We start from the raw sequence: 23,350 nt of genomic DNA, 5'->3' as shown, positions 1-23,350 counted from the left end.
TCTACGGCGTATCTATGGGATGTAAGTTTTGTTCAATCGCCTTCAACGCGTCCAATTTGGCCCGTGCGTCTTTGAGCGCGTGGGTACACTCCTGAAAGCGCTGCCTTGTTTGCTTGACCTGTCTGCACTGTCGAGCCAGTTTCTGCGCCAATGCCTGGTGATGCCGCTCTAACTCACGCCAGCGCCGAGCTAAGGCTATATAGTAAGCCAATAACCGGCGGGTGGGTAAATCCTGGGTTTTCGCCAACCCCACCGTAAACAGCTCGATCGCCTGCGGCAGTTCGCGGCCGCTGCAATCCGGCGCGAGCAGCAAGGCAAACGCCAGATGCAGCCCCACTCCCGGCCCCGGCGCAAGCGCGTGGAAACGCTGCAGCCATTCACATTCGGCTTGGCGCTGAAAGGGCTGCAGCTCGGCCAAATAACCCAAGTAATTTACCAGCTCCGGCAAAGTATAAAGCACATAATTCGGTTTCTGGAGCGAATACTCTACCGCCTGCCGGGATGGCACCGGTTTGGGCGGCTGCACGGTGCATCCTGCGCCAAGGCATAGGCTCAAACCGAGCCAGCCGACACGTGCCATAAAGCGCGCAAGCAAGCTAAGCCCCATCTTGCGGGATGGTGACTCGAAAATAGGCGCCCCGCCCGCGCGGGGGATCGAGGATTTCCACCCGCCCCCGATGCAGGGCCACGCATTCGCTAACGATCGCCAGCCCCAAGCCGGTTCCCTCTATCCCCAACTTGCGCCCGGTGGAACCCCGATACAGCGCGTCGAACACCCGTTTGCGCTCCTTAGGTGGAATCCCGGGACCTTCATCCTGCACCTCGAAATACAGCGTGCCTTCCTTTTGGAATAACGTCACCAGGATTTCACTTCCCTGCGGCGCGTATTTGACCGCATTGGAAAGCAGATTGTCCACCATCGAGCGCAACAACTCTGCAAATCCACAGAGCCGCGCCGCGGTTAACCGGCTTTGCAGGCGAATTTCTTTGGCGCGCAGGCGGACGCGATAATCTTCAATCACTTCCTCAACCAAGCGCGCCATGTCGACCGGCTGCGGGCGCAGCGTCGCATCGACTTGCGGCAACTGGCTGTAACGGATCAAATCTTCGATCATCCGATGCAGCCGCTTGGTGTTGTCGAATACGATCTGGACGATCTCGGCCTGTTCCTGGGTCAACTCTCCGACCACTTGCTCAGCCAGCAATTCAACGCCCTCGTGAATATTGGCCAAAGGGGTTTTCAGCTCGTGGGAAATGTTGCGCATAAAACGCTGCTTTTCCGCCTCGAGCATAGCAAGCCGGGTTCTAAGCCAGTCCAAGCGCCTACCGAGCGCCTCCAAGTCACGCGGCCCCTGCACTCTGATCGGCTGATCAAAGCCTTTATCCCCCAACTTGCGAATGGCCGCATCGAGCTGGCGAATGGGGCGAATGATCAATACGACGAAAAATATCAACAACGACCCTGCCACCGGCAGCAGGACCCCAAGGTGCCTGAGCGTCTGTTGCTGGCCTTCCTTGGAGCGTTGCTCCAGCGCCTTGAGATCTTTGGCCACGAGCAGATTGCTCCGTTGCCAGATTTGACTGGCCAACTGGCGCAAAACCGAAAACTGATCCACCTCGGCTCCCTTGATCTGGACAGGAATCCTAGGATCCAGCAGCAGCGCATACAGGTCAAACTCGTAGCCCGCCAGCTTAGCCAACAGGCCAGACAGCTCTGCCTCCTCGGCCATCTCTTGCAACGCTTTAAGCTCGGCGGCAAAGTTTAAGCGCATCTTTCGGTAATGCTCAAACAACCCCGGATCGGCCAGGATCAGAGACTGCCTGGCGTTGCGCTCCATCGCGATCAGGTGTTCCAACACCATGCGGCTGCTATGCGTCATCCGCACCGCTCGATAGACTACCGCCTGACTGGAACGAGTCAGATTTTCCAGAGAATACAGCGCCGACCCCAAAGCCAAAAGCAGGGGCAAAAGCACCAAGCCAAAAGCCGCCAACAACAGGGTAGCCAGCGAAGGGAAGCGCAACGGTTTCAACACGCCGGAAGGGGAAAAGCCAAGACCTCGGCGATGGCAGCGCGCCCTGTGGCCAGCATCAGAACCCGGTCTACCCCTAAAGCCACTCCCGAGCACTCTGGCAGCCCGGCCTCCAGCGCCGCCAGAAACGCCTCGTCCACGGGCACAGACGGCATCCCGGCGCGCCGGCGCCAGGCCAAATCGGCCTCGAACCGGGCGCGTTGCTCGCGCGGATCGGTCAGCTCGCGGTAACCGTTGGCAAGCTCTACGCCGTCCACGAACACCTCAAACCGATCCGCCACTTGAGAATCGTCCGGTTTGAGCCGGGCCAGCGCCGCCAGGCAGGCCGGGAAATCGCAGACGAAGACCAAGGTGCCGCGAGGAAGATTGGGTTGCACCGCGTGGGAGAACAACAAATCGAGCCATAGGCTGCGTTCCTGCCCACAGATCGAGGCCGCCTCCGGCAGGCCCAAAACCTGCGCCTGCCGCGCCAACGCAGTCAACGGCGCCTGCCAAGAAGCGCCTACGTATTCCTCAAACAATTCCCCGTAGCGCAAGCGCACTTGCCCTTGCGCGCGCCCGTCCAACAGCTCATGCAAGAGCAAGGCGACCTCGTCCATCAGCCGAGGCAAATCGAAGCCGACCCGGTACCATTCCAGCAGGGTAAATTCTGGATTATGCCAACGCCCTGCTTCCCCGCGCCGAAACGCCTTGCAGACTTGGTAAATCGCGCCGGAACCTGCGGCCAAAAGCCGCTTCATGGCAAACTCCGGGGAAGTTTGCAAGTACAAGGTGCAAGCTCCCCCGTCCACCGGGAAAGCATCCAAGTGCGGATCGGTCCCCACCGTCGGCCAAAGCAGCGGCGTCTCTACTTCGAGTACGCCGGCGCGGCGGAAGAAAGCGCGGATCTTTTCTAATAACGCGGCCCGCCGGCGCAGCAGCTCAAGACTGCAAGCAGGCCGCCAAAACGGGCTATTTGCCGACGCGGGAGACGTACTCACCGGTACGCGTGTCTATCTTGAGGACCTCACCGACCTGGATGAACAACGGCACGCGCACCACCGCCCCGGTTTCGAGTTTTGCCGGTTTGCTGCCGCCGGCCGAGGTGTCCCCGCGCACTCCGGGATCGGTCTCGACCACGGCCAGCTCGACGAAATTGGGCGGGGTAACGGCGATGGGCACCCCGTTCCACAAAGTAACCGTGCACAGGCTCTGTTCTTTCAACCACTGTTTGGCTTCGCCTACCGCCTGGGCGTCGGCGGAAACCTGCTCGAAGGTGTTGGGATCCATGAAGTACCAGAACTCGCCGTCGTTATACAAATACTGCATCTCTTTATCCACGACGTCGGCGCCCTCGAGGCTTTCACCGGACTTGAACGTCCGCTCCAGAACCCGGCCGGTCCTGAGGTTCCGGAACTTGACGCGGTTGAACGCTTGCCCCTTGCCGGGCTTGACGAACTCGTTCTCCAAGATCGCGCACGGGTCGCCGTCCAACAGCACTTTTAACCCGGGCTTGAATTCGTTGGTACTATAGGTGGCCATGTCGAATACGTCCTTTGGAAAGTTGAAAGCGATGCTCATTATACCCCAACCTTCCGCCTTGCCCGCCTGGCAAAGGGAATTGGCGCAGGGCTTCCGCTCGCCAGCGGAGCTTTTGGCGTTTCTTAGGCTGCCCCAGAACCTCTGGAGCGAGGAAGCGGAACGAGCGTTCCCTTTTCGCGTCCCCCGCGGGTTTGCCGCCCGGATGCGCCCCGCCGACCCCAACGACCCGCTGCTGCGCCAAGTATTGCCCCAGGCCGGCGAAACTTTGTGGGCCCCTGGCTTCGTCAGCGATCCGGTCGGCGACGCGCAGGCCAGAAAAGCCAAAGGGGTGCTGCACAAATACCACGGCCGCGCCCTGCTCATCGCCACCGGCGCTTGCGCGATCCATTGCCGCTATTGCTTTAGGCGCGAGTACCCTTACCCAGACGAGCAACTTAACCCCAGCCGGCTTCAGGCGGCGCTGCACTATCTGCGCAGCGAGTCTGCAATCCAAGAAGTGATCCTAAGCGGGGGCGACCCTCTGATGCTGAGCGATACGCGCCTTCGCGCCTTGATCCAAGCGCTAAGCGAGATCGCCCACATCCGCAGGCTACGCATCCACAGCCGGTTGCCTATCGTCTTGCCCAGCCGCATCACTGCGGAGCTCGCGCAAACCCTGGCCGCGACCCGCTTGCACTGCGTGATGGTGGTCCACGCCAATCACCCCAACGAAATCGACACCGCAGTGGCCAAGGCCGTCTCGAGGCTGCGCGCGCAGGGCATTTGGGTGCTGAACCAAAGCACCCTGCTCAAAGGGGTAAACGACGATGTGGAGACTTTAGTCGCTTTGCAGGAGAAGGCGTTTGCCGCCGGTATCCTGCCTTACTACTTGCACTTGCTCGACCGCGTTCGCGGAACGGCCCACTTTGAAGTTCCCGAAGCCGAAGCCAAAACGCTTTACGACCAACTGCGTCGCCGGCTGCCTGGCTACTTAGTGCCCCGCCTTGCCCGCGAGCACGCCGGGGCCCCGTACAAGACGTGGCTTTAAGCGTTCACCATTCTTTCTTCAACAGCTTCAGCTTGCCCGGCTTGCCATTCCATTCTTCGGCGTCCGGCAAAGGACTTTTGACTTCGGTGATGACCGGCCATTTTTTGGCCAATTCGGCGTTTAGCTGGATGAATACCCGTTGCTCCTCGGGCACCTCGTCCTCGGAGTAAATCGCGTTCACGGGGCATTCAGGCTCGCACAAGGTGCAGTCGATGCACTCGTCCGGATCGATCACCAGCATGTTGGGTCCCTCGCGGAAGCAATCGACCGGACAAACGTCCACGCAGTCGGTGTACTTGCAATTGATGCAATTTTCAGTGACGACGAAAGCCATGACTAAAGCTCTGCAAGTGATTTCAAACCGCTTGATTATACACCGCCCCTTAAGGGCGAAAAACGGGCAGGCTTTTACCCGCAAGACCAGATATAATAAAAAAGAATATTTATAATCCTCCATCCGCAGATGAAACTCCAACAGCTACGTTACATCTGGGAAATCGCCCACCACGGCCTCAATGTCTCGGCGACCGCAGAAAGCCTGTACACTTCGCAACCTGGAATCAGCAAGCAGGTTCGCCAACTGGAAGACGAGCTGGGAATTCCGATCTTCGCCCGCAACGGCAAACAACTGACCGAGATCACCCCCGCGGGCAAGCTGATCGTGGAACTGGCCGGGGAAATCTTGCACAAAGCCCAAAACATCCGCCGCATCGCCGAGGAATATCGCGACGAACAATGCGGCACCTTGGCCATCGCCACCACTCATACCCAAGCGCGCTACGCCTTGCCGCCGGTGGTCAAACAGTTCATGGCGCGCTACCCGCGGGTGGCTTTGACCATGCATCAGGGCACCCCGATGCAGATTGCCGATCTGGCGGCCCGCGGCGTCGTCGATTTGGCCATCGCCACCGAAGCGATGGAGCTGTTCGAGAACCTGGTGATGCTCCCGTGCTATCAATGGAACCGCTGCGTTCTCGTTCCCACGGGGCATCCCTTGAGCGAAAAACAACCCTTGACTTTGCAGGACGTCGCCGCCTGGCCGTTGATCACCTATGTCTTTGGTTTCACCGGCCGCTCCAAGCTCGATGAAGCTTTTGCCCAGCACGGCCTGCAACCGCGCCTGGCGCTGACCGCGGTCGATGCCGACGTGATCAAAACTTATGTGCGCTTAGGCTTGGGCGTGGGCATCGTCGCCAAGATGGCCTACGATCCCAAGGCCGATCAGGATCTCGTCGCCCTAGACGCCAGTCACCTGTTCGGTCCCAGCGTCACCAAGATCGGCCTGCGCCGGGACATGTTCGTGCGCCGGTTCATCTACGACTTTATCGAATTGTTCGCCCCCCACCTGACCCCAAAGCGGGTCCAGCAAGCGCTGAAACTGCGCGATAAGCGCGAGATCGACGCGCTGTTCGAAGGGATCGAGCTTCCCTGTCACTAAGGCTTGCGATGGATGCCGCATTCCTTCTTGGCGCTCTCCTCCCACCACCAGCGCCCCTCGCGCTCGGGCTGGTGGGGCAGGACCGGGCGGGTGCAGGGCTCGCAACCGATGCTGCGGAAGCCGCGCAGGTGCAGTTCGTTGAAGGGAACCTTGAAGGTCTCGATGTAATCGAAGACTTGGATCGAGGTCCAGTTGGCCAGCGGGTTGAATTTGAACAACTCCCCGCTGCGCCCGGTAAAGGTCTGATCCAACTCGACTTCCGCCAAATGCTTACGGGTGTCCGGGCTTTGATCGCGGCGCTGGCCGCTGATCCAGGCGTCTAGGGTGGCGAGCTTGCGCCGCAGCGGATTGACCTTGCGGATCTGGCAGCATTCCTGATGGCCGTCGCGGTAAAAGCTGAACAAGCCTTTGCGGCGGACCAGATCGCGGATCTCTTCGGCATCCGGGTATAGAACGTCCAACTCGATTGGATAGCGTTCGCGCACCTGCTCTATAAAACGATAGGTCTCCGGGTGCAGGCGGCCAGTGTCCAAAGTAAACACCTGAACCTGGTCGCGCAGCCTGCAGGCCATATCGATCAAGACCACGTCTTCGGCCCCGCTAAAGGCGATGGCGACGTGCTCAAACTGCTCCAGAGCGGCTTTTAAGATGGCGTGCGGCTTTTTGTTGGCCAAAACGCCTTGCCAATGGGCTAGGTCAAAACTCATGTTTGGCTTCGACACGTATGGCTGAAATAGTTCTGGAGAAATTCATCGAAACTCAACCGGTCTTCGGCTTCGATCCGCCGCTGCTCCTCCAGGGACCGGCGGGAAATGCCCGCGAACCAGGCCAGGCGATCCTGAGGCAAAGGGCGTCCGCGGAAGTAAGCGGCGTGCTCCTGCGATTTCTTCAAGGCAAAGCGGGCAAAAGACTGCCCGCTGGCCTGCAGCTGCGCCAAGAGCCTGGCCGAAGGGGTCAGCTCAGAATTTAGAAGCCGTTGCCGGTGAAATTCTAGACTGGCTCGATAAGGTTTGCTCGGTAAAGAGTCGTCCAACAACTCGCATAAAGGCAAAAGCGCGGTAAAAATTTCCTCGGCCCAGGCGCGCAAAGGCACCGCGCGGTCCGCGCGGACCAGACTCAGCTTCGGGTCGCGCCCGCGCCGGGCGGTGGCGAGCAAGTTGGCTTGGATTGCTTGGCTCTCGCTTGGGGTTTGGGGCGGGCTGTGCTCAAGCAGGCAGTACAGCAGAAAAGCCTCAAGGAAATAGATCGCCTGAAGGTCGATCCCCAAAGGCTCATAGGGATTTAAGTCGAGCGCCCGCACTTCCACGTACTTTACTCCCCGCCGGCGCAGCGCCAGCGTCGGCCGCTCGCCGGGTTCAGTCGGCTGCTTGGGGCGCACGAGGCTGTAATACTCGTTCTCAATTTGCAAGAGATTGGCGTTGAGTTGCCGGTAGTCGCCATCGACTTTGACCCCGATGGCCTGGTACGGCGGATAAGGGGTCTCGATGGCGCGGCACAGACCGTCGGCGTATTCTTCCAGGGTGTTGCAGGAAATGTACAGCTCGGCTTGGGCCGGATTCTTGTAGCCGATATCGCTCATCCTCAGGGACGTAGCGTAAGGCAGGCCATACGTGTCGGGCGCCAGCAGCGCGAACCCGACCGGAATCCCTCCCCGACACTCCAAAAACGCCCGGCTCACCACCGGCGACGCCCCGAATAGATAAAGCAAAAGCCAGCCGTAGCGTTTGAGGTTGCGGATCAGGGCAAAATAGGCCGCCGCCTGAAATTCCCGCGGCGGGCGGTCGTCCGCGAAGATGTCTTGCAGAATCGGCCACAACCCCTCGGCGACCGAATAGTTGTAATGGATCCCGGCGATGGCCTGCATCGCGCGACCGTAACGGTAGCTCAAACCCACTCGGTAAATGTGCTTCATCCGCCCGAGGTTAGAATTCCCGTAACGGGCAATGGGAATGTCGTCGTCGCGCGCAAAGCCTATGGGCATGCTGGTGACCAGAAGGATCTCTTCAGGGGCCAGATGCCGGTAAACGCAGCGGTGGATCTCGTCCAGGAACTCTAGAGTGGCAAGACCGTCGGCGTAGGCCGGAGTGATAAATTCCAACAACGCCTCGGAATAATCGGTGGTGATGTAAGGATGGGTGAGGGCCGAACCCAAGCCTTCGGGATGCGCCGTCTTAGCGATCTGGCCTGAAGCGGTAATGCGCAGGCTTTCTTTCTCCAAGCCGACCAACCCATGCGCCAGCAAGGCGGCGCCTGCGCGCCGGGCAAGCTGCTTAAGACGTTGATGAAACAAGCCGTTCAACGCGGCGATTCCTGGTTCTTGATCTAGGCTTATTAAAAGTTAGCCCGTAAAAAACCCGGGCTCGGCCCGGGTTCAATAAGATAAGTCTTTAGGTATTGGACGACTCGATCTTTAGCTTAAGACCTTGGGGGAAACATCGGCGCTAGAGAGGCGCTGCTTGTCGCCATCGGGCGAGTTGCCGCAACCGACCAGGCTCAAGGTCGCCAACACGATCGCCAGGATACCGAGAGTCTTTTTCATGTTTTCCTCCTCGTCGTGCTAATTAAATTTTACAGTCAACTGTGCTCGGCGCACGTCGTCTTTATATCCAAATCGGATAAAAAATTCAACTCATGTTTACAACCTAAGCTGGCTGGAAAACGCGCATAAAAAACTCAAGGGAAATCCCTTGAGTTTAGGAGGAAACCTCGCTTAATCAGTTGGCGATTTTTACACCAAAGCTGCTGCTCGGTGGCCTTTGGGTTTCCTTATCCGGGTTTGAACAGCCGACCAAACTCAGAGCTATTCCTACAAGCACAAGGATTTGCAAGACCCTCCTCATACTCTCCTCCTCACCGTACTCAAGTTCGGGATTCCTTGGCTACCAAAAATTAATAAAGAAGTCAAGACCAAAGTTTGACTTTTGGATTATTCCCGCTCATCCACGCCACCCAAATGATGGCAAAACAGCGGGTCATCCCTAACCCGCTGTTTTAACTTACCGCTTCAGATGCGCGAGCACCTTCTCCAGGCTGTCTTTGGCGTCCCCGAACAGCATCCTCGTGTTGTCGCGGAAGAACAGCGGGTTGTCCACGCCGGCGTAGCCGGTCGCCATGCTGCGCTTTAGCACGATGCAGGTTTTGGCCTTCCATACTTCCAGCACCGGCATCCCGGCGATGGGACTGTTGGGGTCCTCTTGCGCCGCCGGATTGACGATGTCGTTGGCGCCGATCACCACCGCAACGTCGGTTTCGGGGAAGTCCTCGTTGATCTCGTCCATCTCAAAGACGATGTCGTAAGGCACTTTGGCCTCGGCCAGCAGCACGTTCATGTGCCCGGGCATTCTTCCGGCCACCGGGTGGATGCCAAAGCGAACGTTGACGCCCTTGGCGCGCAAGGTCTTGACGATCTCGGCCACCACGTACTGGGCCTGGGCCACCGCCATGCCGTAGCCTGGCACGATGATAACGTTCTTGGCCTCGGCCAACAGGCTTGCTGTCTCCTCCGGATCGATCGCCTGAACCTCGCCTGTCACCCCTGCTGCCGACGCTCCGCCTTCGGTGCCGAAACCACCGGCGATGACGCTCAGGAAATTACGGTTCATCGCCCGGCACATAATGTAGGACAGGATCGCGCCGGAGGAACCCACCAGCGCGCCGGTGACGATGAGCAGGTCGTTGGCGAGCATGAAACCGGTGGCCGAGGCCGCCCAGCCCGAGTAGCTGTTGAGCATGGACACCACCACCGGCATGTCGGCGCCGCCGATGGCCATCACCATGTGCACCCCGAAGGCAAACGCGATCAGGGTCATCAGGCTCAAGGGGATCATCCCGACCCCGACGCTCTCGGCGTTGAGGAACCACTTGCCAAGCAGCACCGCCGCCACCAGCATGGCCAGATTGATCCAATGCCGGGCCGGGAGCAACACCGGCTTGCCGGAGATTTTCCCGCACAGCTTGCCAAAAGCGACCACCGAGCCGGTAAAGGTCACCGCCCCGATCAGCACGCCCAGGTAAATCTCCAGCTCATGGAGAGTCTTGGCAGCGCCTACAAAGCTCGCGGTGGGGTCGATGTAGTTGGCAAAGCCGATCAGTACGGCCGCCAGTCCCACCAGGCTGTGCAGGATCGCCACCAGCTCCGGCATCTGGGTCATCTGCACCCGCCGCGCCACAGTCACGCCCACCGCTCCGCCGATGGCCATCGCCGAAACGACCAGTCCGTACGTGGTCACGCGCTCCGACAGCACCGTAGCGAGAATCGCCAGAGCCATGCCGAGGATGCCGTAGAGGTTGCCGGGGCGGGCGGTCTCCGGATGGCTCAAGCCTCTAAGGGCCAGGATGAACAAAACGGTCGCGGCAATATACGAAACGAGAATGACGCCTGCGGGCATGTCACACCCCCTTCCGGAACATGCCGAGCATGCGCTGCGTCACCCAGAACCCGCCAAAGATGTTGACGCTGGCGATCAGCACCGCCACCCAAGCCAAGAGCTTGAGCACCACGCCCGGCGAGGAAATCTGGAGTAAAGCGCCGATCACGATGATTCCAGAAATAGCGTTCGTCACGCTCATCAAGGGGGTATGCAAAGCCGGCGTGACGTTCCAGATCACCATGTAGCCGACAAAGCACGCCAGCACGAACACGGTAAAGTGCGCCAAAAACTCCGCCGGCGCGACCAGGCCGATGCCGTACAACCCCAATCCCCCAAGGGCCATGAGCGCTGCGTGGAACCACGCGGTGGGGAGCTTGCGCTTGGCCTTTTTGGCTTCGACCGGCGGGGCCGCCACGGCGCCGGCCGGTTTTTCCTCTTTGGAGACCGGGATGGGCGGCGGCGGCCAGGTGATCTTGCCCTCCTTCATGACCGTCGCGCTGCGAATCACCACGTCGTCCATGTTGACGTGGATATGGCCGTCCTTTGCCGGGCACAGATCGGCCAAAAGATGGCGCAGGTTGGTGGCGTAGAGCTGGCTGGCGGTGGTCGGCATGCGGCTGGGAAGATCGGTGTAACCGACGATGGTGACGCCGTATTTTTTCACCACCTTGCCCGGCTCAGTGAGCTCGCAGTTGCCCCCCTGCTCGGCCGCCAGGTCCACGATCACGCTGCCCTCCTTCATGGTCTCCACCATCGCTTTGGTGATCAGCTTGGGCGCAGGCTTGCCCGGAATCAGGGCGGTGGTGATGATGATGTCCACCTCCATAGCCTGGCGGGCGAAAAGCTCCATCTCGCGGCGGACGAACTCCTCGCTCACTTCCTTGGCGTAGCCGCCTTCGGTCTTGACCGCTCCTTCGGGCATCTCGACCTGGAGGAACTCGGCGCCCAAGCTTTCGACCTGATCGCGCACCTCCGGGCGCACGTCGAAAGCGCGCACAACCGCCCCCAGACTCACCGCCGCCCCGATGGCCGCCAGACCCGCCACGCCGGCGCCGATGACCAGCACTTTGGCCGGCGGAATCTTGCCCGCGGCGGTGACCTGGCCGGTGAAGAAGCTGCCAAAATGCTCGGCCGCCTCGATCACCGCCCGATAGCCTGCGCAGTTGGCCATGGAGCTTAAAGCATCCATCTTCTGCGCGCGCGAGATCCTTGGGATGCAGTCCATCGCCAAGACGGTGGCCTTTTTGGCTGCAAGCTTTTCCAGCAGCTCAGGATGCTGGGCCGGCCAGATAAAACCGATCAAGGTCCCGCCCTCGCGTAGCAAATACGCTTCCTCGCCGCAGTAAGGATGCGTCTCGGGCGGGCGGACTTTCAAGACGACGTCGGATTCCGCCCATAAGCGGCGAGCGTCCTCGACGATTTCCACCCCTACCTCGCGGTAAGCGTCGTCGGGGAAATTGGCCTCGGCTCCGGCGCCGGCCTCGATTGCCACGGCAAACCCCAATTTCTGCAGCTGTTCGGCCACTTGCGGTGTGACCGCCACCCGGCGCTCTCCCGGGTGGACTTCTTTAGGCACCCCGATTTTCATTGCTTTTGTTCTCCTCTCATTCGTTTTTTCAGGCACACAATGACTTGGGCAGGTTTTGCCGCCGCCATCCTAAGCAGAATCGCCAGAAAGGGTCAAGCAGCAAAAACCTTAGCGCCTAAAAAAACGCCGGGTTCATCGCCGCGCAAGAGCTTAAAAGCCCTTGCGACTCTGGCACGAACAAGGAGCGCACTTGCGCCACCGCGCGGCGCATGTCGGCGAAATCGGCGCTTTCCCTTCCGGGAAGAGGATCGCCCAGCCAAACCGCGCGACCTTCGGCGATCATCCGTTCGTGGACCTTGGCCAGATCGCGCGTCAAACGCTTTGGCGCCCAATCCATTGCCCAGCGGTAAACCAAAGCGCGCAGGCGGTCGATACTCAGATCGACCCAGCGCCGATGGACTCGCCCAAGGTCGAAAATGTGCACCGGCTTGCCGGTGGCACAGGCTTCGGTCAACATGGAAACGCTGTCGCCGGTAACTACGATCTGATCCGCCAGGGCCAAATAGGCGTAATAGGGGTTGTCCGCGCGCGCGCGCGACCAGCCAAACAGATGCGCTGGAGCCGTGATTTGCGCCGCAAACGCCTCCAAAATCCCTCTTGCCGTGCGCGCGCTGGTGGTCACCAGCAGCGAGCCTCCAAGGGCGCCCGCCAGCTCGTTCACCTGCACCGCCAAGACCCGCGCCGCCGCCCGGTCCAAAACGTAAGGACCGCTTGAGCCGCCGATCAGAACCGCCACGTAAGGCCGCGGCAGGTGCGCCAGTTTGGGCCGCCAGTAGCTCGCTTCCTGAGCCAGGCGCGCCGGGGTGACCCGATGCAGCGTGGCGCTGTTGTGGAGGACGTTGGGCCGCTGCGGGAGACGGTACTGGGGCGTGGTGATGACCAGATCGAAGCGCTCTAGGCGCCTCCAGGGCCGGCCGATGTGCACGAGCCGCACCCGCTTGCCGGCTTTGGCGGCTTGGTTTTGAATCCAGAAGCAAATGGGCTCGTTGCGCGCGGAGGCGGAAATGATCAAATCGGGCCAAGGCGGGGTGAGCGGATCGGATTGCTGCCTCCGAATTCCGGCCAAGGACGCCTTAAGCAGCAGGTACGGCACGCCGCGGCGATACGCAAAGCGCTTGACTTCAAACGGCCAACCCAAGGTTTCGGCCAGCGCCAGCACTTGGGAGTTTTCGCCCGCGCGGTGGTTGAGCAGCACCCACACCCGAGGCGCTGCAGCGAAGGGTTCCTGAGTTAGCCGGCGGTTCAACATGGACCAACACCCCGCTTGATCCGACAAAAAAACAACAAATTGTATTTTTGACGCAAATCTACTACAGTCTGTGACTTAAAACAAGCCGATTGTTAAAATGCTTTTCAAAGAAAGCCTTTTGGAAAACCGCCCATGTATCTTTTGTGGAAGAAAATCTCGCGTTTTTTGATCCTGGCCGCTACCGCGCCGTTTTTGTCCAAACCGCGGCAGATCGCGCTGGAACGGTATCTGCGCGGCCGCGAAGAGGCGCGCAAGCTCGCTTTGTGCGATGCGGTGATCGTCTCCTATGGGAAGAGCGGCCGGACCTGGCTGCGGGTGATGCTGTCGCGCTTTTATCAGACCAAGCACCGTTTGCGTACCCAGCAGTTGTTGGGTTTTGACAACTTGCACCGCAAACACCCGGCCATTCCCAAACTGTTCTTTACGCACGACAACTACTTGAAAGATTACACGGGACACGCCGACTCCAAAGTCGATTACTACGGCCGCAAGGTCGTGCTTCTCGTGCGCGACCCAAGAGACGTGGCCGTATCGCAGTTTTTCCAGTGGAAGTTCCGCATGCGCCCGGGCAAAAAAGACCTCAACCGCTACCCGCCGCACGGGGAAGAGGTTTCCTTGTTCGACTTCGTCATGAACCCAGACTGCGGCCTGCCCAAGATCATCGAGTTTTTAAACCTCTGGGCGCGGGAAATCCCCAAGTTCCGTTCTCTGCTGCTGGTCCGCTATGAGGACTTACGCGCTGACACCGCCAAAGAGCTTAGGCGCATCACCGACTTTCTGGGAACACCGGGGAGTGCGGCGGAAATCGAAGACGCCGTCGCTTACGCCTCGGTGGAAAACATGCGCAAATTAGAGCAGGAAAAGAAGTTCTGGCTCAGCGGCAGCCGCCTGATCCCTAAGGACAAGTCCAATCCCGATTCTTACAAGGTGCGCCGCGCCAAAGTGGGCGGCTGGCGCGATTATTTCGACGACGCGCAGGCCGCGGCGATCGATGCGCTGCTGGAACGCCTGCACCCTATGTTTGGCTATACCGCAACGACTTCCAAGGTGGCCAGCTTATGAACTACTGCGTTTTCATCCACACCAATCACAAACAATACCTCGGCGCTCTGGTCGCGCAGTATTCGATGAAGCGCAACTCGGCTCATGCCGACCGCTTCGATGTGCGCATCATCCACCATAAGGACTACCCTATTTTTCGCGAGATGGAGGGCAAACCTTTCTTGCGCGACGGTGTAAAGCGGCTCTGGCGCAACGAGGACCTGCAATCCTTCACTCCTTTGCGCTTTGCCCCGCCGGAGATCATGGGTTACCAGGGGCGGGCGGTGGTGGTCGATCCGGACATCTTTGCCGTAGGCGATATCTGGGAACTGCTCTCGCGCGACATGCAGGGGCACGCGATCCTGTGCCGCAGGCGCACAGGCCCCAAATGGTGGCTGGACCGCTGCTACGCCTCGAGCGTGATGCTCCTAGACTGCCAAAAGCTCACCCACTGGCGCTGGCAGGAGCAGTTTCGGGCGCTGTTTGAGTTTAAGCTCGATTACATGGACTGGATCGGGCTGCGCACCGAGACCGCCTCCATCGGCTTGTTCGAGCCGGAGTGGAACGATTTCGACCGCCTTACCCCGCGCACCAAACTCCTGCACAACACGCGCAGATTAACCCAGCCGTGGAAGACCGGGCTTCCCATCGACTGGACGCCCAACGAGCGCTTCCGCCTGTTTCCTCCCATCGGCTGGCTGATGCGCGCGCGCCGAAGGCTTTTCGGCGACCACGCCCTGCTCGGCACCTACAAGCGCCATCCCGACCGCAACCAGGAGCGCCTGTTCTTCGGCCTGCTGAAGGAATGCCTAGAACAAGGCATCCTTACCGAAGAGCGGCTGCAAGAGGAAATGCGCCAGAATCACATCCGCCACGACGCCTTGGAAGTGCTGGAAAAAACCCCACCTCTAGGACCTCCGGGCGATCCGCTCAATCTGGGCTGGGCAAGACAGGCAGCATAAGCGCCGTAAGCGGGGCGGGTTTGCCGATTAGAAACCCCTGCGCGCAGTCGCACCCGAGCTCTTTGAGCTTGCGGTATTGCGCTACCGTCTCGACCCCTTCGGCGGTCACCTTGAGCCCCAAACTGTGGCCTAAGTTGATGAGGCTCGAGACCACGGTAAGGTCGTGTGGATTTTCGGTCATGCCGCAGACGAAGCTGCGGTCGATCTTCAAGCCGGCTAAGGGCAGGCGGGTCAGGTAACTGAGCGAAGAGTAGCCGGTGCCGAAGTCGTCAATTAAGGTGCCAACCCCTAAACTTTGCAGCTTGGCTAAGGTCTCGATCGCGGCTTCGGGATCCGCCATCGCCACCGATTCGGTGAGCTCGAGCTTCAGGCAGTAAGGCTCAAGCTCAGACCCGACAAGCGCCTGCTCGAGAAAAGCCACGAGGCGATCGTTCAACTGGCGCGCCGAAACGTTGACTGCTACCGGGATCGGTCCGAACTTGGCGCGCACCTGCGGATAGTCGGTAACGACCTGGCGCAGCACCCATTCCCCTACCTCTTCTATCCACCCGCGTGCCTCCAGCAGCGGGACGAACTCGGCCGGGCTGACCGGGCCAAGCCCCGCAGGGGACCAGCGCAACAAGGCCTCTAGCCCGGCGACCCGGCCGCTGTTTAGCTCGATCTGGGGCTGATAATGGAGTTCAAATTCCCTCCGCGCGAGCGCCTGGCAGAGCGCCTCCTCCAGCCTCAACCGGCGCGAGTTTGCGGCATGGAGCGCGCTGTCGTAGCGGCAGAGGCGGCTATTTAAACGCTTGGCCTGATACAGGGCAAAGTCGGCGTGACGGATGAGTTCATCCAGGCTTTGGGCGTCGCCTGGATAGACGGCGATGCCGCAGCTTGCGCTCACCTTTTTCTCCACTTCCCCAAGCTGAAACGGTTGGGCGAAGCGTTCTAAGAGTTTTGCAGCGACCCCTTCGGCCGCTTGGGGAGACTCCAGATCGTTCAGGATAATGGCGAATTCGTCCCCGCTCAAGCGCGCGACCACATCGCCAAAGCGCGGGGCTTCCTGCTTGCGCACCGCGCTTCTAAGCCGCCGAGCGACCTGCTGCAGGAGGCAATCGCCCACTTGATGCCCCAAGCTGTCGTTGATCGCCTTGAACCGGTCCAGGTCGAGCAAAAGCAAGGCGATGAATTTGCCGGTGAAGCGGGTGTGCAGCATGGCTTGCCTTAATTCGGCGCGGAAGGTGAGGCGGTTGGGCAGATCGGTCAAGTGATCAAAATGCACCAGCCGTTCCAGTCCCTGGCGTTCCCCCCAAATACGCTGCGACAGGTCCGCAAACACCGCCACATAGTGGCTTACTTGACCTTGATCGTCGACGAGGACAGAAATCCTAAGCCATTCCGGATACACCTCCCCGTTCTTGCGTCGGTTCCAAATTTCTCCCTGCCACTGGCCGATCTCTTTAAGGCTCTGCCACATCTTGCGGTAGAATTCCCGATCGTGGTGGCCAGACTGAAACACTTTAGGGGTTTTACCGAGCAGTTCCTCCTTGCGGTAACCGGTGATGGCAACCAGCGCGGGGTTGACGTACACGATATTCTGTTTGGCGTCGGTGATGAGAATGCCCTCGCTGGCCTGCTCGAACACCCTGGCCGCCAAATTTTGCTGCTGCTCCAAGTGCCTGCGCTGTTGCCGTTCAACTAAGACAAGCGCCAAAAACTCGGCAAACCTTTTGACCTCGAACTCGTCTTCGGCCGAAAACCGCTCACCGTCCTTGCGGTCGCACAGATAGACGCGCCCCAATACCTGACCGGCGTGGGCGATCTGCGCTGCCACCAAATTCCGCATCGGCGGATGGTGCTCGGGAAACCCAGCGGCTTTAGGATGATCGGCCAAATTTTCTAGGCGCAAAGACCCCAACTTGCCCAAAACCTCAGGCCCAAGCAGCCCTTTGCCCTCCGGCAGGCGGCCGATTTTGGCGGCCGTTTCCGGATCGATTCCCCAGAACAAAAACTGCGCGATCTCCCCCTCAGGGCCCAAAATCGCCAACGCCCCATACCGGGCCAAAATTAAGGAGCACAAAAGCTCCAGGGCGGCCTGGAACAGCTGGCGCTCGCCGCCTCGCAATGAGACCTCGAGAAGGCGCTTGCCCGCTTCGTACAAGTCTTGAGAATTGCGCAAAGCGACCTTGAGCCGCTCGTGCTCTTTGCGCCAGTCCTCCAGGAAAGCCGGCCCCTCTTGTTGGATCCTGACCTCCTTGTGCAACAAGGCTTCAAGCACGCTCACCAAGGTGACCGCACCCAGGAACCGGCCGTCCTCGTCCACCACGGGGAGCGCGCCGAGCCGTTCGATCTGCAGACGGCGTTTGGCAACTTCTACCGGGGTAGTAGGGGAAAGCGGCACAGGCGGCGGCTTGAGAAGCAAGTCGGCGAGGATCCGGTTCGGTTGGGCAGCGACCTGATCGGCGGTCACCAACCCCAAAAAGCGCTCCCCATCGAACACCGCAAACACGGTAGGATCGGGCAGCCGCTCGAGCACCGGTCGATCCTCTGGAGCAGCGCGCCGAATCTGGTCGCTCAAGGCTTGCGCGACGCTCAACGGCTTAGTCAGGGTTAGAAAAGGGTTATTCGCGTCCATCCCTCGGCTAAATCTCTATTTTTCTTATGGTAATTATGCGCTTGAGGGGAGGTTGCGCTATAAGAAAAATCCTTAAGTTTTGGGGACCAGGCCCAACTGAACTGCGAGCAAAGCCAGATGGACCGCGTTGGGAAGCTCGAGCTTGCGCAAAATCCGGGTCTGATGGACGCCGACCGTTTTCGGGCTTAAATGCAAGAGCTTGGCGATCTCGGCCACCGACCGCCCGCAGGCCAACAGTTGAAACACCTCGAATTCGCGCGGCGTCAGGCGCGCCAGCTTCGCCCTGGAAGCAGCAGCCACCTGATCCAGCAATCCAGGTTCCACAAACCTTTCTCCCCGCAGTACCCGCTGCAAAGCTTCGGTGAGGACTTTGGGGCTGGCGCCTTTGCTCACATACCCCAGCGCGCCGGCCGCAAGCGCCTTTTCCACCAACAGCGGATGGGCGTGGATGGTGAACACGAGGACTCGGGCGTTGGGGTCGCGCCGGCAAATCCGCTGCAGCACCTCCAGCCCGCTCACATCCGGCAGGCTTAAGTCGAGCACCACGACGTGCGGTTGGCTTGCCACAAAAGCGCGATAAGCTTCTTGGGCGCTGTCGGCCTCGACCACTTCCAGCGGCAGGATTTTCTCGAGATAACTCCGGTAGCCTTGGCGCACCACCGGGTGATCGTCCACGATGAGTACGCGAATCGGCGTCATCCTAAGGGCAACTCGACGGCAAGAGCTACTCCTTTTGAAGGCCTGATAAGCTTTAAGGTTCCCCCCAGCGCCTCGATGCGCTCGCGCATGCCCATCAGGCCCAGTCCGCCCTTAGGGGGAGCCGCCAAGCCTACGCCGTTATCTACGATTGCAAGGTACACCGCCGGCTTAGGACAGGGAAAATAACGGCGGCATGGGTTTTGGAGGTTTGGGAACCGGCACAGGCATAGGGCCACGCGTGAAGCCCGCGCGTGGCGGACGGCATTGCTCAGAGCTTCTTGGGCAACCCGGTACAAAGCCAGCGCCCGCTCGCCATCCAAGTCCTTAAAATCCCCAGATACTTTGAGCGCGAACGCGATCTTTGGATTATGGCACCGGTACTCTGCAAGCAGTTCCTGCAAGGCGTCCGCCAGCCCCAGCTGATCCAACAGCTCCGGGCGCAAGCGGCGTATCACGCGCCGCAGCGCACCGCAAAGATGCTCGACCGTCCGCCCGAGGGCTTGGAGCTGAGATTGCAATGCGGCCCCACCCACAAGCGCCAAGGACTCCAACTCGGCGCGCAGGGCGACAAGATACTGGCCGACTTCGTCGTGCAACTCCCGCGCCAAATACCGGCGCTCGTGCTCCTGCTGGGCGAGCAAGTAGGCCGTCAGGCATCGGTTTTCCGCCAAAATCGCCTCCAAAAGGCTGGTACGGGTGAGCGCGCCAAGGAAATGGCCGCACCCATCCACGACCGCGGCGTAATCGCTTCCTGCTTGCTCAAGCTGCCGAAAGACCTGATCCAAAGGCATATCCTCGGCCACTTGTAACGGCGGCCTGGCAATCAGATCGGCGAAAATCCGCGCAGGATGCGCTGCGATCTCCTTTACCGACACCAGGCCTAAAAACCTGTTCGGGTCCTCCGCGGCAAACACCGCGTACAAAGTCTCACCCCTCCCTTCAGCGCTCGGAGGACGCGCTTCGGCGGAAACTTTAAGCACGCAGGTTAAAGCATCGCGGGCGGTGCGCAGCATCAAGAAGACCGCTCTTGGCAACCCAACCTTGCCTTAAAGAGCACTTCGGTGTCGATTTCAAGCTCCAAGATCTCGTCGGCGCTCATCAAGGGTTTGACGTGTTCTAGGACAAAGGCGATGAGCTGTTCTTGGGGAAAACGCTTGAGCACGGACTCGCGCACGATGAGGTCCGAGATCACCTCGTCCTTAAGCTCCAAATGCGCAAACGGCGCCGCCATGAGCAAATGCAGGGCTTTGCGCAGCGCATGACAGCCGACCGCCGCCTTGCGTCCTAAGACCAGCCCACAGCGGACCGGAGGGAAGCGGAACTTTCGGACCTTGACACGCGCCCAGCGCGCGATTTCAACTTTGTCAGAATTTTTCATAATACCCCGCGCGCGTGAGCAGTTTGATCAGCTCGGCCTCCAAAGGCGCTTCGAGCTCGAGGCGGGCGCCGGTGATCGGATGAAGCAAGGCGAGCTTCCAAGCGTGCAGGAACATCCGCTTTAAGCCTTGACCGCGCCAGGCGGCGTTGACGGCTTCCTCGCCGTAGCGCGCATCGCCCAAGATCGGATGCCCCATCCAGGCGGCGTGGACGCGGATCTGATGGGTGCGGCCAGTCAAGAGGCGCGCCTCCACCAGGGTGGCCTCGGCCAACTGGGCGAGCTTGACAAACTCGGTTCTGGCGGGTTTGCCCTGCGGGTCGGCGCGCACGTACCGCTCCCCGCCCGGAAGCACGAATTTGCGCAAAGGCACCTCGACCAGGCGCTGCTCTTCCTTCCACACCCCAGCGAGCAAGGCGAGATAACGCTTGTCCATTTGGCCCGCGCGCAGCGCCTGATGCAGGCTCCTGAGCACCCCTTTGCGCTTGGCGATCAGCAGGCAACCTGAGGTGTCTTTGTCGAGCCGGTGGACCAACTCCCAGCGCTCGGCCTCGGGACGGACCAGGCGCAACCCCTCGATCACCCCGCCGGTAAGCCCACTGCCGCCGTGCACCGGCATCCCCGCCGGTTTGGCGATCGCCAACAGCCAGGCGTCTTCGTAGAGAAAGCGGTTTTCCAGCCGGCGTCCCATCGCCCGCGCGGCTGGGCTTGCAAGCTCCCGAGCCGGGGCCAGCGCCAGAGGGGGCAAGCGGATCCGATCGCCGGCTTGCAAGCGGTACGGGGCTTTGACCCGGCCGCCGTTGACCCGCACCTGTCCCGTGCGCAACAGGCGATAGAGGTGGCTTTTGGGCACGCCTTTCAGGTGCGCGATGAGGAAATTGTCGATCCGCTGACCTTGGTCCTCGGCTTCGACCGTAACCAGCTTCGGTGCGGTTTTTTCAGTTTGTTCAATCACTTAACGCTCGTGGATTTTATCTATTGACAAAGCTATAATGACCTTGCCCACAGGGTCTTTGATCCTGCACTTAACCTAACCCGATTTGGGGTTGCCGAACAAACAGCGGCTCTTTGGGTCCCAAGAGCATAGGGCTTTGGCACCCCAAATTCCAACAATGAATCAACCGATCTTTTAGATAAAACAACCCTGAATGAAAATCCCCTTGCGGAAGCCGGCCAAACCGCCTAAGGATCTGAGCGCGCCCGATGCGGCAGCGCTCGCCTGGAGGGCGGCTTCCGCTTCATTCGCTTGGACGCAACAGGAATGCCCGCATGAAAAGAATGCTTATCAATGCTACGCAGCCGGAGGAGCTGCGCGTTGCCTTAGTCGATGGCCAGAAACTTTACGATTTTGACATTGAGGTTCCTTCGCGCGAACAAAAAAAAGCCAATATTTACAAAGGCATTATCACTCGGATCGAACCTAGCCTAGAAGCGGCGTTCGTCAATTACGGCGCCGAGCGTCATGGTTTTCTGCCGTTCAAAGAGATCGCCCCTTCTTATTTCTCTCGTCCTCTCGATCCGGACCAGAGTCGCTCGGAAATCAAAGACCTGATCCGCGAGGGCCAAGAGGTCATCGTCCAGATCGAAAAAGAAGAACGCGGCAACAAAGGCGCGGCGCTGACTACCTACATCGCCCTAGCCGGCAGCTACCTCGTGCTGATGCCCAACAACCCAAGGGCGGGGGGCATCTCGCGCCGCATCGAGGGAGAAGCCCGCGGCGACCTCAAGGAGATCATCGCCTCGCTGGATTTGCCCGAGGGGATGGGGCTAATCGTGCGCACCGCCGCCAGCGGCAAGACCGCCGAGGAGCTGCAATGGGACCTCAACTACCTGTTGCAGCTGTGGGAGGCGATCGAGCGTTCGGCCAACTCCAAACCGGCGCCGTTTTTGATCTTCCAGGAGAGCAACGTCATCATCCGCGCGCTGCGAGACCACCTGCGCGCCGACATCGACGAGATCCTGGTCGACAATCCTGCCACCTACCGCATGGTGCGCAATTTCCTCCAGCAGGTCATGCCGCACTTTATCAGCAAGGCCAAGCTGTACGAAGACTCCGTCCCGCTGTTTAGCCGCTTCCAGATCGAAAGCCAGATCGAACTGGCCTATCAGCGCGAGGTGCCTCTGCCTTCAGGCGGCGCGATCGTGATCGACCACACCGAGGCGCTGACCGCCATCGACATCAACTCCGCGCGCGCCACCAAAGGTGGCGACATCGAGGAGACCGCCCTCACCACCAACCTCGAGGCGGCCGAGGAGATCGCCCGGCAGCTGCGCCTTAGGGATTTGGGCGGCCTGATCGTGATCGACTTCATCGACATGGCCTCAGCGCGCAACCAGCGCGCGGTGGAGCAAAAACTCAAGGAGGCGGTGAAAAACGACCGCGCCAAGGTCCAGCTCGGCCGCATCTCGCGCTTTGGCTTGCTGGAGATGTCGCGCCAACGGCTGCGGCCTTCGCTCAGCGAATCCAGCCTGATCCCCTGCCCGCGCTGCCAAGGGCGGGGCACGATCCGCAGCACCGAATCGTTGGCGCTGGCGATTCTGCGCCTCATCGAAGAAGAAGCGCTCAAGCCCGCCACCTCGCGGGTGCTCGTCCACCTGCCGCTCGAGCCTGCCACCTACCTTCTCAACGAAAAACGCCAGGCGCTGGAACAGATCGAGAAACGCCACGAGGTGAGCGTGGTCATCATCCCCTCTAAGCACCTAGAAACCCCGGCTTACGAGATCCAGCGCGTGCGCGAAAGCGCTGAGCTCAACCTGCCCAGCTACGCGCAAATCCCGCAGGAAAAAAGCCAGACTCCGGCCTTTGCCGCCGAAGGAGCGCGCAAAATAGAGCAGGCGGCGATCAAGGATTTCTTCCCTACCACCCCCGCGCCGACGCGCAGCCGAATCTCCTCGGCCGAACTGATCAGGCGTTTCTGGCAAAGGCTCATCGGCGGCGCCCGGCGCGCTGCGCCAGCGCCACAGGCTTCCTCGCAGGCGGCGCTGCCGGCGCCAAAGACACCTCCTATTGCCAAACCGGCGCCTGCCACGTCTGAACCGCCTAAAGAGAGCCTTACGGTCGTCTCCCCGCGCGCGCAAGAATCGCCGCAAACCCGCACCGAACCGGCCCCTGCGGCCGCCTCTACGCCGCCGCCGGCCACGACTGAGGAGGCAAGCCAAACGCCGGGAGAAGCGGAGACCGCTGCCCCACTGCGCAAGCGCAGCAGCCGGCGCGGTTCGTCCCGGCGCCGCCGCGGTGGGCGGCGCTCCTTGGCTAAAGGGACGACACCGCCTCAGGAGTCCGCAGAGGCGCCCGATGCGCCTCCCGAAGCTGTGCCCGAGGCCGCGCCAAAGCAGGTTCTACTCGCTTTGCCTGCGCCCAAACCAAGCGAAAATCCAGCTTCAGATGCGCCCAAACCGGTTTCCGAGGCGCACACCGAATAGCGTAATT

General features: G+C 60.3%; 21 protein-coding genes. 5 read left to right on the top strand and 16 right to left on the bottom strand.

Annotation, left to right across the window (positions count from 1 at the left end):
• Position 1: 1 nt before the first annotated feature.
• From ACYQ3M_RS03090 to efp, 4 genes are read right to left on the bottom strand one after another with little or no spacing between them, the layout of a single operon-like run.
• Positions 2-607 carry a hypothetical protein gene (locus ACYQ3M_RS03090; protein WP_460034586.1) on the bottom strand — a complete coding sequence of 202 codons (606 nt, stop codon included), beginning with the start codon at positions 605-607 and terminating at the stop codon, positions 2-4.
• Positions 597-2,036, bottom strand: coding sequence for a HAMP domain-containing sensor histidine kinase (locus ACYQ3M_RS03085; protein ID WP_460034585.1), 1,440 nt, complete (start codon positions 2,034-2,036; stop codon positions 597-599). The genes ACYQ3M_RS03090 and ACYQ3M_RS03085 overlap by 11 nt, the downstream gene beginning before the upstream one ends.
• Positions 2,030-3,013 (bottom strand): EF-P lysine aminoacylase EpmA, encoded by a 984-nt coding sequence (gene epmA, locus ACYQ3M_RS03080; protein ID WP_460034584.1) that lies wholly within the window; start codon positions 3,011-3,013, stop codon positions 2,030-2,032. The genes ACYQ3M_RS03085 and epmA overlap by 7 nt, the downstream gene beginning before the upstream one ends.
• Complete coding sequence (gene efp, locus ACYQ3M_RS03075) at positions 2,985-3,554, bottom strand: elongation factor P (RefSeq protein ID WP_460034639.1); 570 nt, start codon at positions 3,552-3,554, stop codon at positions 2,985-2,987. Before efp ends, epmA begins: the two co-directional genes overlap by 29 nt.
• Positions 3,555-3,585: 31 nt before the next feature.
• On the opposite strand from efp, the gene epmB reads away from it, so the two are divergent.
• Positions 3,586-4,581: an EF-P beta-lysylation protein EpmB gene (epmB, locus tag ACYQ3M_RS03070; RefSeq protein ID WP_460034583.1), complete on the top strand. Its 996-nt coding sequence runs from the start codon at positions 3,586-3,588 to the stop codon at positions 4,579-4,581.
• Positions 4,582-4,585: 4 nt separating this feature from the next.
• On the opposite strand, the gene fdxA is transcribed toward epmB, so the two are convergent.
• A complete protein-coding gene (fdxA, locus tag ACYQ3M_RS03065; protein WP_460034582.1) occupies positions 4,586-4,915 on the bottom strand; it encodes a ferredoxin FdxA in 330 nt (109 codons plus the stop codon).
• A 129-nt stretch (positions 4,916-5,044) separates the two neighbouring features.
• On the opposite strand from fdxA, the gene cysB reads away from it, so the two are divergent.
• Positions 5,045-6,019, top strand: coding sequence for an HTH-type transcriptional regulator CysB (gene cysB, locus ACYQ3M_RS03060; protein ID WP_460034581.1), 975 nt, complete (start codon positions 5,045-5,047; stop codon positions 6,017-6,019).
• Here the strand turns inward: cysB and ACYQ3M_RS03055 are convergent.
• The 6 genes from ACYQ3M_RS03055 to ACYQ3M_RS03030 all read right to left on the bottom strand — a co-directional run bounded on the left by ACYQ3M_RS03055 (position 6,016) and on the right by ACYQ3M_RS03030 (position 13,226).
• Positions 6,016-6,726, bottom strand: coding sequence for a phosphoadenylyl-sulfate reductase (locus ACYQ3M_RS03055; RefSeq protein WP_460034580.1), 711 nt, complete (start codon positions 6,724-6,726; stop codon positions 6,016-6,018). The genes cysB and ACYQ3M_RS03055 overlap by 4 nt on opposite strands.
• The gene (gene gshA, locus ACYQ3M_RS03050) at positions 6,723-8,318 is read right to left on the bottom strand and encodes a glutamate--cysteine ligase (protein WP_460034579.1); all 1,596 of its coding nucleotides are present in this window, start codon (positions 8,316-8,318) and stop codon (positions 6,723-6,725) included. The genes ACYQ3M_RS03055 and gshA overlap by 4 nt, the downstream gene beginning before the upstream one ends.
• Positions 8,319-8,429: 111 nt before the next feature.
• A complete protein-coding gene (locus tag ACYQ3M_RS03045) occupies positions 8,430-8,558 on the bottom strand; it encodes a hypothetical protein (RefSeq protein ID WP_460034578.1) in 129 nt (42 codons plus the stop codon).
• A 457-nt stretch (positions 8,559-9,015) separates the two neighbouring features.
• Positions 9,016-10,407, bottom strand: coding sequence for a Re/Si-specific NAD(P)(+) transhydrogenase subunit beta (gene pntB, locus ACYQ3M_RS03040; RefSeq protein WP_460034577.1), 1,392 nt, complete (start codon positions 10,405-10,407; stop codon positions 9,016-9,018).
• Position 10,408: 1 nt separating this feature from the next.
• Complete coding sequence (locus tag ACYQ3M_RS03035; protein ID WP_460034576.1) at positions 10,409-11,977, bottom strand: Re/Si-specific NAD(P)(+) transhydrogenase subunit alpha; 1,569 nt, start codon at positions 11,975-11,977, stop codon at positions 10,409-10,411.
• A gap of 115 nt (positions 11,978-12,092) precedes the next feature.
• Positions 12,093-13,226, bottom strand: a complete 1,134-nt coding sequence (locus ACYQ3M_RS03030) for a mitochondrial fission ELM1 family protein (protein ID WP_460034575.1) — start codon at positions 13,224-13,226, stop codon at positions 12,093-12,095.
• A 132-nt stretch (positions 13,227-13,358) separates the two neighbouring features.
• Here ACYQ3M_RS03030 and ACYQ3M_RS03025 point away from each other — a divergent pair, with 132 nt between their 5' ends.
• Together ACYQ3M_RS03025 and ACYQ3M_RS03020 are read left to right on the top strand one after the other, a co-directional pair.
• Positions 13,359-14,288, top strand: coding sequence for a sulfotransferase domain-containing protein (locus tag ACYQ3M_RS03025; protein WP_460034574.1), 930 nt, complete (start codon positions 13,359-13,361; stop codon positions 14,286-14,288).
• Entirely contained in the window at positions 14,285-15,229 is a 945-nt protein-coding gene (locus ACYQ3M_RS03020) for a hypothetical protein (RefSeq protein WP_460034573.1), read from the top strand. Before ACYQ3M_RS03025 ends, ACYQ3M_RS03020 begins: the two co-directional genes overlap by 4 nt.
• On the opposite strand, the gene ACYQ3M_RS03015 is transcribed toward ACYQ3M_RS03020, so the two are convergent.
• From ACYQ3M_RS03015 to ACYQ3M_RS02995, 5 genes are all read right to left on the bottom strand, one after another.
• Complete coding sequence (locus tag ACYQ3M_RS03015) at positions 15,198-17,846, bottom strand: EAL domain-containing protein (RefSeq protein ID WP_460034572.1); 2,649 nt, start codon at positions 17,844-17,846, stop codon at positions 15,198-15,200. The two genes, ACYQ3M_RS03020 and ACYQ3M_RS03015, sit on opposite strands and share 32 nt — an antisense overlap.
• Before the next feature lie 72 nt (positions 17,847-17,918).
• Complete coding sequence (locus tag ACYQ3M_RS03010; protein WP_460034571.1) at positions 17,919-18,545, bottom strand: response regulator; 627 nt, start codon at positions 18,543-18,545, stop codon at positions 17,919-17,921.
• Positions 18,542-19,579 (bottom strand): histidine kinase, encoded by a 1,038-nt coding sequence (locus ACYQ3M_RS03005; protein WP_460034570.1) that lies wholly within the window; start codon positions 19,577-19,579, stop codon positions 18,542-18,544. The genes ACYQ3M_RS03010 and ACYQ3M_RS03005 overlap by 4 nt, the downstream gene beginning before the upstream one ends.
• Positions 19,558-19,923, bottom strand: a complete 366-nt coding sequence (locus tag ACYQ3M_RS03000) for a hypothetical protein (protein ID WP_460034569.1) — start codon at positions 19,921-19,923, stop codon at positions 19,558-19,560. Before ACYQ3M_RS03000 ends, ACYQ3M_RS03005 begins: the two co-directional genes overlap by 22 nt.
• The gene (locus ACYQ3M_RS02995; RefSeq protein WP_460034568.1) at positions 19,910-20,875 is read right to left on the bottom strand and encodes an RluA family pseudouridine synthase; all 966 of its coding nucleotides are present in this window, start codon (positions 20,873-20,875) and stop codon (positions 19,910-19,912) included. The genes ACYQ3M_RS03000 and ACYQ3M_RS02995 overlap by 14 nt, the downstream gene beginning before the upstream one ends.
• Positions 20,876-21,189: 314 nt before the next feature.
• Here ACYQ3M_RS02995 and ACYQ3M_RS02990 point away from each other — a divergent pair, with 314 nt between their 5' ends.
• Complete coding sequence (locus ACYQ3M_RS02990; RefSeq protein WP_460034567.1) at positions 21,190-23,343, top strand: Rne/Rng family ribonuclease; 2,154 nt, start codon at positions 21,190-21,192, stop codon at positions 23,341-23,343.
• The last annotated feature ends 7 nt before the right edge of the window (positions 23,344-23,350 follow it).

The sequence above is a fragment of the Methylothermus subterraneus genome (assembly GCF_054656915.1).
Note: the sequence above shows the minus strand (reverse complement) of the source record. Positions and strands in the feature narration are given on the sequence as shown.